Here is a 16,023-nt window from a genome sequence, read left to right as displayed (position 1 = left end):
TATGTCCGAACAACAGAAACTCATAGACTTCGTCGAGAGTCTCAGCAATAATCTCAATGGCTTCTTAGGGGCGTCGGTGGTCGATCTTGGAACCGGGATGTCTTTGGCTTCAACCTCTAAATTGTCCACTTTCGATCTGGATGTTGCCTCCGCTTATAACAGTGAAATGGTCAAGGCCAAATTCAAGGCGATTGAGGCGCTCGGGATCGACTCGCAGCTGAAAGATATGCTTCTTACCCTCTCCGACCAGCTCCATCTGATCCGCATGCTGGACGGGAATATGTTTGTCTATGTGGCAGTGTATTCCGCACAATCTAACCTCGCTATCCTCAGGACAATCGTTGATCGTAATATCGAAGCGTTTGGGTTAGCCTGAATTCAACATTCTCACTCAGTCAAGCCGGATCAGAGCGATCGGACGCCCACAAGCGCCCCAGATATTGGCGCGGATAAGGCAGACGATCTCACAGCCACAGGACTGCCGCTGAGACACGAGCAGCCCTTAGATCAGTCGCCGGCTGGCCCATCTACGTTATCTGAAGCTGAGGATGCGGGTGTCTACGATAATCTATCTAGGCATCGTGCCCACAGTGATGTGGTTATAGGGCGGGAGATGCCTGGCATTTCCTCCCTCGGCAGGTCTCCGGCACGACCAAGGAGAATCCTCTCCTGGTTGCGGAGGATCCTCCGGCGCTAGGCGAGAGTCATAGCGAGAGCCATATATCGCCCCCGTTGCATGCAAAATTGTGCGTTATAAACGAGTCAATTATCTAAGGCCATCGGGTAAGATCTTGGTGCTAAGAGACTCAAAATAGCGCTCAATTGGTCTGCGAGAGGCGTATGGTATGAATGCTGTGGAAGCTGTTGAAAAGCTCATCAATCACTACGACCGATCATGCGCTTTGGCTACACAGTGTTGTGAATCTGGGAATTTCGACAATTGGAAGAATATTACGTACCCCAAACTCATGGTGCGGGTGCTACGGTGGCATCCAATTGATCGAACCGAACCGTTCGGATACGTAGACGAGGCCGGTGTGTATTCGGCGGTAATCAGCCGCCCGCGGTTGCTGCGCTCCTATCTGATAGCCCAACTCGAAAGGCTGACGTCCAACTACCCGTGTGAACTACAGGTAGTGGACTCAGAAATCGCGATTGCCCCCGAATACCTACCGGATTTTAATGCCGAGGTTTTTCTACAAACGGAGCGCCCCGCTGGGGTGCCGCGACCATCATTAGATATGGTGGACGACGCCATTGTTGATGGTGAATGGGAGGTATTCCATCGATCCGAGAAACCGCTTTTTCACTTTAGTCCGCAGCGCTTCGATATGGCCTGCGCGCGTATTGAGCACTATACGGGCATAGGCGTACAGAGTGTTCAAAAATACTTACTCTTTACCAATTACGGCATGCATATGTCTGAATTTTTGCGCTTCGCCTTATCTGAACTTCATCGCCCTGGATCTCGCTACCACGAACTGGTGACTGCTAGCGGTGCGGTCCTGCACTCAACCACCGCCGAATACCCCAGCGAAGAAATATTCGAACAGGCACTAAGATCTCTACACCAAATGCCTCGCCTAGATTTGGTGGCTGCGGACAATAGCGGGGTAACAATGGTGAATATTGGGGTTGGTCCCTCAAATGCCAAAACTATCACTGACTGCTTAGCCGTTTTAAGGCCTGAAGCCTGGATAATGATAGGGCATTGCGCCGGTCTTGATGGGCGCATGCGGATTGGCGATCTCATCTTGGGAAATGCCTACCAGCGGAGCGATAACCTGCTCAATGGGCATATTCCGCTCGATCTTCCGATCCCCGCCATCCCGGAGGTCCAACGTGCACTTGAGGCAAGTGTCAAAGAGATCTACGGCGAGGATCTTTCCCTGATGCGCACCGGTACTGTGATTTCTACTGATGATCGCAACTGGGAATGGCATACCCCGAGGGCTTTATGGGAGTGGCTACGCGGCTCCACAGCGGCTGCGTGCGATATGGAATCAGCTACCTTAGCGGCTAATGGATACCGCTACCGAGTACCCTATGGCACCTTATTGAGTGTGTCAGATCTGCCCCTGAATGCGGTGCCGAAACTACCCGCTGGTGCCCAAGCCTTTTATTCCAGCTCAAAGGAAGCGCACGTGATGTGCGCGGTGCGGGCAGTGGAGAAACTTGCGGCGCAACCGGAAAAGCTACACACCAGGAAATTACGGCGCACGGTGGCGGAACTGCCGCTGCGTTAAAAAGTGCCACGGTTATATAGTTATATTAAGGCGCGGTAGCAGAATGTCCATGGATACCTCCCAGACGCTAATCGCGCAGCACTACTAAAAACTATTAAAAAATCGCGAATATTCTTCAGATAATGCCACGTCTGCTTGCTTAAAAACAAGGAGTAGAAAGCACAGGATAGTCACGCTAGAGAAATGGATCATCACTAGGAGTATGGCCTTACCATGAGCGCCTTATCTACTCATAGGTAAATGGCCAAATTACTAGCGCTGGTCGTTCTCGCAGATATCTCTCCACTGCGTGTGGTGCGCACGAGGGTTTTCCATCAATGTCGCGCCGATCGCATAAGCCCTGCTCAAGTTACGGCCTTTTGCGTACTCCACCATAGTCTTTACCATAGTCTCTGTCGGTGAAACCCCTCACCTCTCACCGTTTAAGAAAATAGCCAGCATGGCTGTGTCGAACGTGTGGCAGAGATGGCCCGAGCGCCCAGATCCAGCACTAGGTCTTAGGCCATGCGATCGGTGACGATCTAGATTCACGAGACAATTCCGCGTTGACAGTTGTCTTACTTTCGAAATAAGGAGAGGTCATTTCCACCGCTATTAGAGGCACTCACTTAATCTAAGCACTTAGTCTAAGCAGGTCCCAGCAATTAGTACCGCGACTAACCTGCGCTCCCGCACATACAGGATTCACCAGCATCCTCCCGCTCAGAGCTACTTTCTTGATCCCCGGAGCCCCAGCAGCGTCTTCTAAGAGTCAAGAAAGTAGCACCAGCGTTAGGAGTGAGAATCAATGGCGTCCAACACCCACGTGTTATTAGCGTGACGCACGATATTCTTGGCCAGAGGAATTTGGTGCGAGGCTGATTCCAAGATGTGCATAAAATACCCTGCGGTATTGACAATGGCCACGGTATCGCCAGGTGCTACAGTAAGCTGCATCTCGCGGCGGATAATGACCTCATCCTCGATGCAATATGCGCCCACCAAATACCCCGTCATATCCCTACGGGGGCCATCACCTGTGGGAATGAGGATGGGGTCAAGCAGAATATCGTCCGCGGCGGTACGACATTGTGTGCGATTCATAGCCAAGCCCACCAGATCGAGTCCGTCGGAACGCTGCTTGGTAAATTCCACGCGGCTTAAAATCATGCCACATCCATCCAACAGGCTCCGCCCGGGTTCCAGGTGCAGCCTTAAGCCCCGCGCTCGTAGCGCCGCAGCGGCCGTGCCGAAGCCGTGGACCTCGCCGCTAAGCAGCTGGGTAAGCCACTCGCCGCGAACTGGGCGCTGCCAAAAGGGGTAAGTATTTATGAGCGGATCGCCCTTCCACGTAAAGGGTTCGCGCTTGCCAGCTCGTTGCAGAGCCAGTTGCTCGTTGAAATATTCCCATTGCTTAACATCCTTGAGATAGCTCATGGGTATACCACCGCCGATATCAATAAAAGAAACCGGGTGGTTATTTTCTTTGTAGTGATCCACAAGTACTAGCGCTTCTGCTAATGCTTGTCGACGATCTTTCTCACTGTACCCGTGGAGATGGATATGCGTTCCCACCACGTCAATGCCCGAGGGGACCTCAGTGCCAAGCCAGGTGGACAGCAATTCCCCAAAACGAGTTGGTGCTAAGAGAGCAGGATCAGGGGCTAAGCGCGGAGCGATATGGGCGGTGGTCTGACGTGCTTGAGCACTGCGCGAGATCCGGGTGAGTTCGGTGACATTATCGCAAGAAATGACTACCCCAGCCTGAACTGCGTAGTCGATCAGGGCGGCATCCTTAATAGCAGCACTTAAGATCACGCGCTGCGGATTAACTCCGCGTTCTAAAACTTGCTGCAGTTCACGCAGGCTCGCGACATCCACGCCCAAACCGGCATCGCGGGCGGCGTCGACAAAAGCGAGGGCTTTATTGGCTTTGCGAGCAAAGAATATTCCTACCTCAACTCCTGCCGCCTTACCTGCGGAAATGAGCTCGTTTGCATTATCGCGCAAGGGTGCTGGATTAAGGAGATTAACTGGTGATCCGTATTCGTCAATAAGGGTGCGAACCAGCTGAGGATCATTGATAACCTGATCCATCCAGGGCAGCGTCCTGGCCTCTAAAGGTACGGTGCTCATGATATATCCTCCGAACTAATGCGTGCAGCCCACCTGGGGATCTCATCCAAGAGGGTGCGATTTAGAGAGTCATGGCCTGGGACTATGTGCTCATTCATACGGCCAATAATGGTGATTCCAGGTATATCAGCAAAAACCGACGCCTGTCCTTGGGGTGGGAGCACAGCGTCGATGAGGACATCAACGGGCTGTGAACCTACCATCCATTCCGCGACAATGTCCGGGTGTCCGAGATACTGAGTATCTACCACCTGGGAATCGATAAGGTCGAGCAATACCTGCGCCGTATACGGTGGCGGGCCGAATGCAACGCGTTCCAGAGGACGCGATAAGTCCACATAGCCGGGGATCGGACCAGCATGCTGATGCCGTTTGATAATGGCGGGGTAGAGCTCTCGCAGTGCCGCCCCCACCGCGCCGGCTGGGCTCAGGGGCAGATCGCCACGGGCTACCGCCAGCGATTGCCGCAGCTCGGCGACGGCATCACCAGTAAAATCTTCACCCTTGATCACATCCTGCACCTGGTCTAGCGTACAGTCAGCGAGTGTGACCGCCGCTTCGGCTAAAATCTCGGCCAATTCCGTGGCGTTAGCGCAGCTTAGTACGCGCTGAGAGAATTTAGGATCGAGCTCGGGCACCACAACCGTGGGATCGAGTTTGACCTCCATAAAGCGCCCGGAACGATTAACCGGATAAATTTTTGTAGCCACCTGGCCGTACAACATACAGACGTCAATAAAGGTCAACGCCGCCCCGCGCACCCCAATCGTCGCGGGGTTATCGGGGAGGTTGGCATTCCAATACAGCGGCGTAACAGGCACCGCACTGTCGCTATTCCGCAGAGCTCCCGGGTGGTCATGTTCGTGGCCAGTGACAACGAGGACCTCATCGAAAACGTCGCCTGCAATTTCGTAGCCGGAATTTTCATCAGGGATAATTTCGGTGATGGTGTGCGCCTCATAGCGGATCTGAATATGTTCTGGGGCTCTCTCCAGGGCGGCTTGCCACGAGGCTGCTAGAAACTTACCAACGAGGGCGCGCGGTGGAAAAGGATCGGGGTCATAGCCCTGGTCCACGCGCCACTGGTCGAGGGAATTGAATGCAGTTTTAACCGCGGAGGAGCGCAAATTAAGACGAAAATTTGCGGGTTGATCCTCGCGGTACACTGCTCCTGCGCCGGGTGGGAAGGGATCAAAAACCACAATATCAAGGGCTTTCCGTGAGCGCGCGATGAGCTCCTCAATGGCCCAGAGGCCGCGTGGTCCGGCGCCTACAATAGCAATTTTCATTCTTTACTCCTTAAAGTAGGTCGTTGGATCATCGAGGACGTGCTGATCGATCGTAAAATTCTCATGAACCCACGTGTCGTTATAGACAGTGTCCACGTAGGCGTGGCCTCCGTCGTGAAGCACGAGCGCAACGGTGGAGGATGGGGGTAGCTGAGGAATAAGCCGTATCAAAGCAGCAATGACAGCACCGCCAGAGGCACCGGGGAGGATACCTTCGCTTAAGGCTAATAAGCGGGCGCCCATGATGGCGTCAAGATCTTTTATATATTCGACGCGGTCGGGGTGGAAGGCGCGGGAGAGCTCGGTGACCACTCCGGCGCCGTAGCCTGGCAAGAGCCGAGTGCCACGCTGCCCACCGTAGAGGACGGAACCGAGCGCATCAACCCCAATTTTCACGGTAGGCGCCGAGATTTCGCGCAGTTTTTTCGCGCAGCCCCCGAGGGTGCCAGTGGTGCTCATGGCGACTAAGAGATGCGAAGGTGGCTGACCTAGCTGCGCAATGATCTCCGTCATTGTCCCCTCAGCATGGGCGGTAAAGGCCGCTTGGTTGGCGTACTGATTGAGATTAAAAGAATCAGGTATTTCTGCTAGAAGTTCTTCTACGCGCTGGCGCCGAGCGGTCAACCAATCTCCAGTGGCCGGATCAGGACGCTCTAACATCTCCACGTGGGCGCCGAAAGCCTTCATGGTCAATACCGTGGACTTATTCACTCGCGGATCGACCACGCAGTGGAATCGCATGCCGGCACTTCTGGCGAGGCGGGCGAGGGAGATGCCAAGATTTCCTGAAGAGGATTCGATGAGTGTCGAGCCTTCGCTGATTTTTCCGCTGGCGATGGCATCGTTGATCAGAGCGTGCGCCGTTCGATCCTTCGCGGATCCACCTAAGTTGAATTGCTCCAACTTCGCATAAACGCCGATATCACTTCGGTTGTGAATACGGTCGAGGGAAACTAAAGGGGTATGGCCCACCATCTGCGTGGCGGAGGTAGGCGAAGAATCTTGGCACATAAAACCCACGCTAGTCGGATTAGGCCTTATATGACGTGTGATCTTGCTTGTATGGTGTTGAGCTGGGAAAAGAAGGCTACCCAAAGGCTTATGCGGGCTGAGAAACGAGAAAATACACAGGTCGATCTGTCCTCGGAGTTTCCGCGGTAGGACTATCTTCCTTCACAGCGTCTGTAGTAGATATGAAGGTTTTTACCGCTCGCAACCCTCCATTCGATCAAAAAGGTCCTGTGCCCTCGTAGAGATCTGTCGCACCCTGGCAAGCTTTAGACCTCAAGATTTAAGGCATCAACTGCATAGAGGTGGGCGTGTGCTTGTTATGGATTACCGCATTTGAGGGCGATATCGCTGAATATAAAACCCCATCGATGAGCAGGACTTATCAGCTACAAGCGCCCTATATGGCACAGGCGGGTTTATGGCTGGGACAGTTACTGGACTTCATCCCGATGAGCCTCTTCGCTGCTCGCGGGAATCGGGGTTATGTGGAGGATTGTGCTGATAGTGACCTCATGGAGCTGGTGCGGTTCCAGGGATTTTACCAATAAGGCTCAAAGGATTACGGGCACTGCAGCAGTGTGCACGTGTGCACACCCAGATTGCTGCGCACCTGTTGATGAAGGCCTGGGTCACTATGGTGTCAGCTAGTAATTCGGTGGCGGGATTAACTGAGACCAACCGAAACCAAGACGATGAGCCCCACGTGGCCACGCCGTTGTTGTTCTGCCATTTATGGCGTTTGGGGTGCAGCTTAGGTAGTATCTTGAGGTCGCAAAAGTGGCTGGCAACCACTGCCCTTGGGTGCAATGACCGAGACGGGGGAGGGAGGATCCACCTAGCACTGAAGAGTATTGAGGTATGAGAAAACCCCTTGGGCTTGCCAAGGGGTTAGACAAAGTGATCTCTAGGAGACCGCAACATTCTGGCGGGAGTGCGACTCGGCGCTAAGGTCCTCGTAGCTGGTGTCATCATCGAAGATATCGTCGTTCAAGATACCTTCACGTTTAGCCACCACGACGGTGGAAAGATTTTGGCCTGTTACGTTGACCGCGGTGCGGCCCATATCGATGATGGGTTCCACGGCGAGGAGAAGACCCACGCCTGCAAGAGGCAGTCCCAGGGTTGATAAGGTGAGGGTGAGCATCACGGTAGCGCCCGTGGTACCGGCTGTGGCTGCGGAGCCGATGACGGACACGAAGATGATGAGCAAGTAGTGAGTGAGACTGAGGTCAATGCCGTAGAACTGGGCAACGAAGATTGCGGCGATCGCTGGGTAGACCGCAGCGCAGCCATCCATCTTGGTGGTAGCACCGAGGGGGATCGCGAAGGAGGCATATTCTCGCGGAACACCCATGGATTTTACGGCCACCTGCTGGTTGACCGGCATGACTCCCATGGAGGAACGGGTAACAAATCCAAGGGAGGTAATAGGCCAAACTTTGCTGAAGAAGCGCAGGACGGGGATGCGGTTAGCCATCAATACCACCGGGTAGATCACAAACATCACGATGGCGAGACCAACATAAAGGGCAAGAACAAATTTTCCTAAGGAACCAATAGCATCCCAACCATAGGTGGCAACCGCATTACCGATTAGGGCGGCGGTGCCGATGGGGGCCAAGCGGATAATCCACCACAAGATCACTTGAATGATCTGGAGCAGAGATTCATTGAATTGGAGGAAGGGCTCTGCGGCCTTTCCAGCTTTGATCGCAGCGATACCGAGCGCGATCGAGATAAGGATGAGTTGGAGGGCACTAAATCCTAGGCCGATATTTTCGCCACTATTCCACGCCTGGAGGCCGAGGAAGTTGGTGGGAATAACAGAGTTAATAAAGCCCAGCCACGAGCCAGTGGAATTAGGCTCAGCAGCCGCTGCAGGATCGATGCTGGAGTTCACGCCTGGCTTGAGTACCGTGGCCACGATAATGGCTGCGATCACTGAGAAGAAGGCCGTGATTGCGAACCAGATGATTGTCTGTCCGGCGAGGCGGGCAGCATTTTTTACCTGTCGTAGATTGGCAATTGAGGTAATAACGGCGGTAATGATGAGCGGTGCGATCATGACCTTGAGGAGCTTGACATAGGTCGAGCCGATCCAGCTCAGGGTGGCGCTTAACCATGAGGTTTCCTCAGCCCCAAGGGAATTGTCGAAATTTTTTGCTACTAATCCTAAAATGACGCCAATGATGAGGCCGATGGTGACCTGGGCGCCGAAGCTGCTGAGCCACGAAGGTGCCTTCGAGCGGGTGGTGGTTGTCATGGGAATCCTTGAAAATTATAAGTTTTGTACTGATCGGTCTATTTGTGGATGGGGAGAGAATCTCTCCTAAAAACACTTTTTCATGGTGTCCGAACTGGTTTTATCGTTGATATTGGGTGATTGCGCACTCAGTTTAGTGGGGCACCTAGGAGAAAGCAAGACGGATTAGTTGATTTTTTCGTACCGCTCGGTCTACTCTTGGCCGCGAAGTATTCGCACGGCTTCACCGAGGCGCTCGGTGAAGGGTGGACGATGAGGTGGGGTTTCTCGCTCTAACTCCGCAAAGGTAGGAGCATTGCGCAGGAGCGCTTCTAGAACGAGTTCACGAACATATTTATTAGTCGACATTTCTTCGTGGCGCACTATTGCCCATTTGTGACTATCCTGCACACAAATATTTTCCGCATCGGGACCTTTGAGGTAGCCCGCTTCTAAAGGCGTAACAATGGCATCTTGACGGGTCACAATGGAGGTATAGCGAACTCCGGGCAGGGTATCTCCTGCGGCATTGAGTGCTGTAATGAGGGGGGAACCACTTAATAATTCCAACCCGACTGGGCCAAACCAGCTTGCGATGATTTTATCTAAGCTGCGCTCCAGCGTTTCAGTGCGCGCCGCCGCGGGCAAGAAGGCGATGGGAGTGGTTCCCTGGTTTGGTACGGAAAGGCTGATGAGGTGGTGGGTTTTGTGCTCGCCGCCTAAATGATGCATCCAGTATCGCGCCAAGATCCCACCCTGGGAATGTCCAATGAGAATGACCTTGGGAGCCTTCGTCACTTCCAAAACTGCCTCTATATAGGCGCCTACTTGGCTGGCGGATTCCTTTACCGGCGCGGTAGAGCGATGGCCGAAGTCGGGGGCGAAGACAGCGAAGCCTGCAGCGCGCAGATCTTGGCCCAATTCTTGCCAATTACCCTTGGTTTGCCCAGTGCCATGAACGAGGACGACTGGAAAGGGGTGCGCGGAGGTGGGGCGGGCGCGCCAATCATCTTCGAAGATATTGGCGGTGGGAATACGCGCAAGCAGGGGGGTGCGGGTTTCTGCGGGTAGCTCTGCCATATTAACTAAGCTTAGACCCCTGGGGTCAGAAAGTCCTTGACCGGGTTTTTCTGCCTATGTTATCGTTGACACTTCAACAAAATTAAGGGGACATAATGTCTTTAAAAGATATGAGTGTTCGCGAGGCCATTGAGAGTCGTCGCGCAACTCGCCACTATACCGACCAGCCCGTGACCGACGAGGTTCTCGATCATATTGTCACTCTCGCCCTCGAGGCACCAAGTGCCTTTAACGGCCAGCGCCGTGACCTCGTGGTGGTCCGCGACCAGCAGATCAAGGATGGTATTTATAAAGCCTCGCAGCAGACCCAGCTGCGCGACGCACCGGTGGTATTAGTAGCTATCGCACGAACCGGCGAACCGGACGACCTAGCAGAGATCGTTGGCGAGGAACGCGCCGAAGGCATTAAAAAGTGGCTCATGGCTGAGCCGGGTAGGCTGCGTGAAAGTGCTATCAAGGACGCGATGATCATGGGATCTTTTGCAATGATCGCCGCTCAGAGTCAAGGGCTTGTAACCTCGCCCACGACTGGCTGGGATGAGCGCGGCATCTTAGAAGCAGTGGGGCTTGGCGATTCGGCCGATCACGGCGTGGGTATTGTGCTCGCGATGGGGTATCCAGCGGAATCCCCCGAGCACCCGGGGCGCAGAGACGACCGTCGCGTCGACAATCACTACTAAAATTATTTTATTGAGCGCGCCTTTTCCCAAAGGTGCGCTCAATTTAGATTAGGGTGGGTACAAAACTAGGCTTAGAATTGGGGCCTCGATGACCACCCAAAGCGTGACCAACCAAACCGTGACTGACGCTATCATGCAGCGCCGATCGGTGCGCTCTTTTACTGATGAGCCCGTAGCCAATGAGCTTATCGATCATATTATTGCTCTCGGATTAGAAGCACCCAGTGCTTTTAATGCGCAGCGACGTGATCTGGTGGTGGTGCGAGACAGGGCTGCAAAAGAGGCGATCTTTGCAGATTCTCAACAGGAATTTTTAAGTCAAGCTCCCATCCTGGTGGTGGGGGTCGCTCGGCTCTTCGAACCGGATGACCTCAGCGATTATATCGATCAGGACTTCGCCATTCAGGCTTTAGAGTGGTATCGCGAGGAACCTGGCCGACTACGCGAAAGTGCCATCATTGATGCGACCATTGCCAGCTCATTCCTCTTGCTTGCCGCGCAGAGTCGAGGATTGGCCACCTTAGCAACAACCGGATGGCACGAAGATCGTGTTCTCGAGGCTATAGGTCTTGCGGGACGAGGGGATTATGGGGTGGCTATAGTCACGGCTATGGGGTATTCGACTGAATGCCCGCCCCACCCTGGGCGCAAAGCCAATCGGCGCGTTGACGGACGTTATTTCCTGTGACTAAGTAGATACAAAGATCACTATTTAATATATACCACATAGAAGCCCTTTTTCTGGCTATTGAGCCTGCTCAGGCGCCCGTAGTGTTACTCAACGCTAGTAAGATATCTCACATAAAAATACTATGAATTCACTTTATGAAGTGATTTTAATCATGGTTTTACCGGGATTTATTGGCTGATAATTTTGTAGTTATAATGAGCGCGTTTTATGGAAATTATCGGTCCTTGAGCAGAAAGAAGCTAAGCGTGCTCGCATTCTTAGAGGAAAAGAGGAAGCCGACTCTCGACCTGCCCGTCGAAGAACGTCGGAAGATGTGGTTCAAGCCTTTTATGCAGTCCTATATGGTCGTTTTCGTGGGCTATATGGCAATGTATTTAATTCGCAAGAACTTTAACGTGGCCCAGAATGATTTGATCGAAACCTACGGATTGACCAAAACCCAGCTGGGTATGATCGGCCTGGGGTTTTCGGTGGCCTATGGCATCGGTAAAACCGTGGTGTCGTATTACGCCGACGGTAAGAATACGAAGCAATTCCTCCCGTTTATGCTTATTCTCTCCGGCCTGTGCATGTTAGGTTTCAGTGCCAGCCTGGGCGGCGGCAGTGTTAGCATCTTCTTAATGGTTGCCTTTTATGGTCTGTCTGGCTTCTTCCAGAGTGCCGGCGGTCCTGCAAGCTACTCCACGATTACCAAATGGACACCGAGGAAGCGCCGCGGCACCTACCTTGGTTTGTGGAATATATCGCATAATATCGGTGGCGCCGGTGCAGCAGCGGTGGCAGTATTCGGCGCTAATGTCTTCTTCGGCGGTCACGTCGTAGGTATGTTTGTCTTCCCCTCGGTAATCGCGCTCATCATTGGTTTCTTTGGTTTGCGATATGGTTCAGATTCTCCAGAGGCCTACGGTTTAGGCAAGGTAGAGGAACTCTTCGAGGAACCAGTCAGTGACGAGGACCTCGCAGCGGAGAGGGAGAACCTATCCAAGTGGCAGATCTTCTTGCGCTATGTATTAAAGAATAAGATCATCTGGATTTTATGCTTCGCCAATATTTTCCTGTATGTAGTTCGTATCGGTATTGATCAATGGTCGCCTGTCTATGCCTATGAGGTTCTAGGATTCTCCAAGGAAGCTGCTATCTCCGGCTTCGCCCTCTTCGAGGTGGGTGCGCTCACCGGTACTCTTCTGTGGGGCTACCTGTCCGATTTCTTCAATGGACGCCGAGCGCTGGTGGCCTGCGTCGCCTTAGCCCTTATCGTGGCCACCTTGGAGTTCTACCAGTTCGCCACCAATGAATTTATGTACCTGAGCGTACTCTTCGTGCTTGGCTTCCTTGTTTTCGGCCCGCAGCTTCTCATCGGTGTGGCAGCGGTGGGCTTTGTGCCCAAGCGCGCGATTAGTGTGGCCGACGGCATCAAAGGCACCTTCGCCTACTTAGTCGGCGATAGCTTCGCCAAGCTGGGTCTGGGCATGATCGCCGACGGGCGTCCTATCTTCGGACTCACTGGCTGGGCTGGTACCTTTGCTGCCTTAAATTTCGCCGCCATAGCCTGCATCGTGCTGCTCTCCTTCGTAGCTATTGCTGAAGAGAAGAAGATTCGTAAGGCAAAGAAGCAGCAGGCCACTGCCTAAGCCTCTGTGATCAGACGCCCACCCGAAAAAAAATCAGCGGGTGGGCGTTTTTTGCACCATAATGGGCACTATGCCTCTTATTCTTCCCTGCGGCGGCAAAACCCCGCGTATCCATTCCTCTGCCTATATCGCCCCCAACGCCACCATTATCGGTGATGTGGAAATTGGGCCCGATTCCTCCATCTTCTATGGCTGCGTCCTGCGGGCAGATAGCAATTCCATCCGTATCGGAGCGCGAAGCAATATCCAAGATAACTCCGTCCTCCACGTCGATGCGGATGCTCCCGTGGTAATCGGGGATGATGTCACTGTTGGCCATATGGCTCTTGTCCACGGCTCTACCGTGGCAGACGGCGTTCTCGTGGGAATGAAATCCGCTTTGCTATCGCGCTCCACTATTGGTCGCGGTTCCCTGATCGCGGCGGGCGCAGTTGTGCTCGAAGGGATGGATATTCCGCCGCTGAGTTTAGCGGCGGGCGTACCTGCGAAAATACGCCGCACTCTCAGCGAGGAGGAGGCTCGGGGATTTATCGAGCACGCCGGGCGCTATATTATCACCGCCCACACACAGCCCCTGATCACCGAGGCTGTGGACATAGCCGATGTCCGCTATGACTAGATGGAATAATAATCGCGCCGGGTTTTAATCGCCTGCGTAAATCCCAGCGGGTCTGCGAGCAAGGGCGCGAGCGCTATTGCCCGAGCTGCAGCTCGAGCATTATCAAGGTGGGTAGGAATAACCCGAATTTCCACCTGTGCGTGCTTCGAGCCGCGAATCGACCGCGCCAGGCCATGCGCCTCCTCGCGACTTTCGAAGGCGGACCCTGCGAGCACAATGGTATGCGGATTGATCTGTTCCGTGAGCTGTAGAACAGTCTCGTGAAGTGGCAGTGCTGGGTCGACGGCGAGGCGCTGGACAGAAGTAAAGGTATGCACGGCGGCGCCAATAGAATCGTCGGCATAGCAGATGAGCCCGCGGTGGTCTTCGCGATGGTTGACACGACTATGAGAAATGCGTTGAGCTTGTTGCTCCGCGCCCGCGATTGCCTCGATAACATTGACGGCCCGAACCTGGGTGTCAAAAGCCTCCTCGAGGGGCGAGAGCAGATTAATATGATCCCAGCCGAGGTTGTCGGCGCTGATACGGCGGCGGGAATTGACTGCTCCCGGGGTGGAAATGCCGATATTAGCCAGCGGAATATCATAATCCGACAGCATTGTTCTCAATGTCGGGATGAGCGCTTCGATAAAGCTCGTAGGAGAATGACGGTGGTGATCGAAAGAGAGAAATTGCTCGCGAATCAGTTGCCCCCCGGAACCGAAGAGTCCTATATAGGTAGAAGAGGTGCCTATAGCGATACCTATATGCAGCCATGGGCTGGGGGCGATCTCGAGTGGGATTTTGGGTCGACCTGGACCTTGAGGCTTGATTTTATCGGGGCGTTCACGCACGAGATCGAGCTGCATCAAAGCTAAGGTGGCGCGTGTGATCGTGGGCTGCGAATGCGGCGAATGGTCGACTAAGAAGGTGCGCGTGACCGGTTGGGTGAGCCTAATCAGCTGCAGACATAGGGCCGCTGGCGTTTGGGGTCCTATAAATTCTGCGGAGGCTGGGTATGAGCTCACAAGGTGCATAGGACTATGATAAACAAAACAGACAACCTAGTCTAATTAAATAGACAGATCGTTCAGCTCGGGTGTACCCTCAACGATGCAATTAAGGCTGAGGCAAAAGGAAAGACTCAGACGTTGTTATCCCGCGTACTTTTGAAACTATTATCAACCTAGCTCCATGATATAAACGGATTCACTAGATAATCTGCCGTAATCAACCGCAATACAGCTGGCCACAGGATAGACCTCATCGCTCACATCCCCATTTGCTTCGAAAGTATCGGGGAGTGGATTAGAATGACTAACCATGACTTTCGCTGTAGCTGCTTCGCCCCTTGATGACCTCACCGTTCGCATCATGACAAACGGTGTCGACCGAGATCGCGAAGACCGCACCACAGCGGTAATCAACAATCTCAACCGCCTCAGCCCAGGTGATAGTCGCCCGGATATATCCGACCCGACTATCACCCGCTACCTAGACTTTGATAGTCAGCGCGGCGATATCGGTGTAGTCCTCGAAACTCAAACCGGCGAACTGGCCGGCGTTATGTGGGCTTCCTTTATTAAGGCATGGGGTTTTGTTGCCGATAATGTTCCAGAAATGGTGCTCTTCGTAGACCCGAAGTGGCAAGGCCATGGCATCGGCGGCTGGTTTATTGATCAAGCTATTACCCATGGCCGTACCCACGGATGGCAAGGAATAAGCGTACGCGTCAATCCACATTCGCCAGCTCGGCGCCTCTACGCGCGCAAGGAGTTTATTGCCCAGGATATGCAGGGCATTATGTTGCGCACCCTTTCCCCACTCATTAAATCCGTAGCCGTCTATTGCGGCTCGGTCCCAGGTAACCGCAGTGAATATGCCGACGCGGCCCGCGATCTAGGGCGGGAACTCGCCGAGCGTGGCATCACTATGGTGTACGGGGGCGCCACGGTAGGACTCATGGGCGAATGCGCCAATGCCTGCCTCGATGCGGGAGGTGAGGTAATCGGAGTGATCCCTAAAGGCTTGAAAGATCTCGAATTCGCCCACCCAGGATTAACGCGCTTGGAAATTACCGACGATATGGTGGACCGCAAATCGCGGATGGAGGAGTTAGCGGATGCATTCATTGCCCTCCCGGGTGGCATGGGAACCCTCGAAGAGCTCAGCGAAGTTCTCGTACGTCAGCAACTAGGTCCTTATACCGGCCCTGTAGCCCTCTTTGATGTCGAAGATTACTGGCAGCCGCTTATCGACGCTCTTAGGATGATGGGCGAGGAGGGTTTTATTTGGCCCCGCTATTTAGACGCTATCGTGGTGGCAGATAATGTCAAGGAGCTTTTTGAGGGCTTCAATACCTGGGCCAATCCGGGCTTGAAGTGGCAAAGGGGTGCAGCGGGAGAGAGCGTGCAACACTAGCAGCTTTTCATTGCATGCA

Annotated in this window: 15 protein-coding genes; 8 read left to right on the top strand and 7 right to left on the bottom strand. The window is 53.6% G+C overall.

Annotation, left to right across the window (positions count from 1 at the left end; translation table 11 throughout):
* Position 1: 1 nt before the first annotated feature.
* Together NXT01_RS07410 and amn are read left to right on the top strand one after the other, a co-directional pair.
* Positions 2-376 (top strand): hypothetical protein, encoded by a 375-nt coding sequence (locus NXT01_RS07410; RefSeq protein ID WP_259079288.1) that lies wholly within the window; start codon positions 2-4, stop codon positions 374-376.
* A 469-nt stretch (positions 377-845) separates the two neighbouring features.
* On the top strand, positions 846-2,246 hold the full coding sequence (amn, locus tag NXT01_RS07405; RefSeq protein ID WP_259079286.1) for an AMP nucleosidase: 1,401 nt from the start codon (positions 846-848) through the stop codon (positions 2,244-2,246).
* Between the two features lie 771 nt (positions 2,247-3,017).
* Here the strand turns inward: amn and NXT01_RS07400 are convergent.
* Genes NXT01_RS07400 through NXT01_RS07390 form a run of 3 tightly spaced genes read right to left on the bottom strand, consistent with a single transcriptional unit; the run spans position 3,018 to position 6,661 of the window.
* Entirely contained in the window at positions 3,018-4,361 is a 1,344-nt protein-coding gene (locus NXT01_RS07400; RefSeq protein ID WP_259079280.1) for a Y4yA family PLP-dependent enzyme, read from the bottom strand.
* Entirely contained in the window at positions 4,358-5,650 is a 1,293-nt protein-coding gene (locus tag NXT01_RS07395) for an FAD/NAD(P)-binding protein (RefSeq protein ID WP_259079278.1), read from the bottom strand. Before NXT01_RS07395 ends, NXT01_RS07400 begins: the two co-directional genes overlap by 4 nt.
* 3 nt (positions 5,651-5,653) lie before the next feature.
* Entirely contained in the window at positions 5,654-6,661 is a 1,008-nt protein-coding gene (locus NXT01_RS07390) for a pyridoxal-phosphate dependent enzyme (protein ID WP_259079276.1), read from the bottom strand.
* 368 nt (positions 6,662-7,029) lie between these two features.
* Between NXT01_RS07390 and NXT01_RS07385 the strand changes: the two genes are divergently transcribed.
* Entirely contained in the window at positions 7,030-7,209 is a 180-nt protein-coding gene (locus NXT01_RS07385) for a hypothetical protein (RefSeq protein ID WP_259079273.1), read from the top strand.
* Between the two features lie 356 nt (positions 7,210-7,565).
* On the opposite strand, the gene NXT01_RS07380 is transcribed toward NXT01_RS07385, so the two are convergent.
* A complete protein-coding gene (locus NXT01_RS07380) occupies positions 7,566-8,924 on the bottom strand; it encodes a dicarboxylate/amino acid:cation symporter (protein WP_259079271.1) in 1,359 nt (452 codons plus the stop codon).
* Between the two features lie 192 nt (positions 8,925-9,116).
* Positions 9,117-9,983 carry a triacylglycerol lipase gene (locus NXT01_RS07375; RefSeq protein ID WP_259079270.1) on the bottom strand — a complete coding sequence of 289 codons (867 nt, stop codon included), beginning with the start codon at positions 9,981-9,983 and terminating at the stop codon, positions 9,117-9,119.
* A 95-nt stretch (positions 9,984-10,078) separates the two neighbouring features.
* Between NXT01_RS07375 and NXT01_RS07370 the strand changes: the two genes are divergently transcribed.
* The 4 genes from NXT01_RS07370 to NXT01_RS07355 all read left to right on the top strand — a co-directional run bounded on the left by NXT01_RS07370 (position 10,079) and on the right by NXT01_RS07355 (position 13,604).
* Positions 10,079-10,663 carry a nitroreductase family protein gene (locus NXT01_RS07370; RefSeq protein ID WP_259079268.1) on the top strand — a complete coding sequence of 195 codons (585 nt, stop codon included), beginning with the start codon at positions 10,079-10,081 and terminating at the stop codon, positions 10,661-10,663.
* Positions 10,664-10,751: 88 nt separating this feature from the next.
* Entirely contained in the window at positions 10,752-11,351 is a 600-nt protein-coding gene (locus NXT01_RS07365; protein WP_259079259.1) for a nitroreductase family protein, read from the top strand.
* A 227-nt stretch (positions 11,352-11,578) separates the two neighbouring features.
* Positions 11,579-12,985 carry a hexose-6-phosphate:phosphate antiporter gene (uhpT, locus tag NXT01_RS07360; protein ID WP_259079258.1) on the top strand — a complete coding sequence of 469 codons (1,407 nt, stop codon included), beginning with the start codon at positions 11,579-11,581 and terminating at the stop codon, positions 12,983-12,985.
* 61 nt (positions 12,986-13,046) lie between these two features.
* The gene (locus NXT01_RS07355; RefSeq protein WP_259079252.1) at positions 13,047-13,604 is read left to right on the top strand and encodes a gamma carbonic anhydrase family protein; all 558 of its coding nucleotides are present in this window, start codon (positions 13,047-13,049) and stop codon (positions 13,602-13,604) included.
* Here NXT01_RS07355 and NXT01_RS07350 read toward each other — a convergent pair.
* On the bottom strand, positions 13,601-14,611 hold the full coding sequence (locus NXT01_RS07350) for an ROK family protein (protein ID WP_259079249.1): 1,011 nt from the start codon (positions 14,609-14,611) through the stop codon (positions 13,601-13,603). The genes NXT01_RS07355 and NXT01_RS07350 overlap by 4 nt on opposite strands.
* A 153-nt stretch (positions 14,612-14,764) precedes the next feature.
* Positions 14,765-14,908 (bottom strand): hypothetical protein, encoded by a 144-nt coding sequence (locus tag NXT01_RS07345; protein ID WP_259079248.1) that lies wholly within the window; start codon positions 14,906-14,908, stop codon positions 14,765-14,767.
* Between NXT01_RS07345 and NXT01_RS07340 the strand changes: the two genes are divergently transcribed.
* A complete protein-coding gene (locus tag NXT01_RS07340) occupies positions 14,907-16,004 on the top strand; it encodes a TIGR00730 family Rossman fold protein (RefSeq protein ID WP_259079247.1) in 1,098 nt (365 codons plus the stop codon). The genes NXT01_RS07345 and NXT01_RS07340 overlap by 2 nt on opposite strands.
* Positions 16,005-16,023: the final 19 nt, after the last annotated feature.

Source organism: Corynebacterium sp. ES2775-CONJ (genome assembly GCF_024814515.1).
Classification (GTDB): domain Bacteria; phylum Actinomycetota; class Actinomycetes; order Mycobacteriales; family Mycobacteriaceae; genus Corynebacterium.
This window is presented reverse-complemented; position numbering and strand designations above follow the sequence as displayed.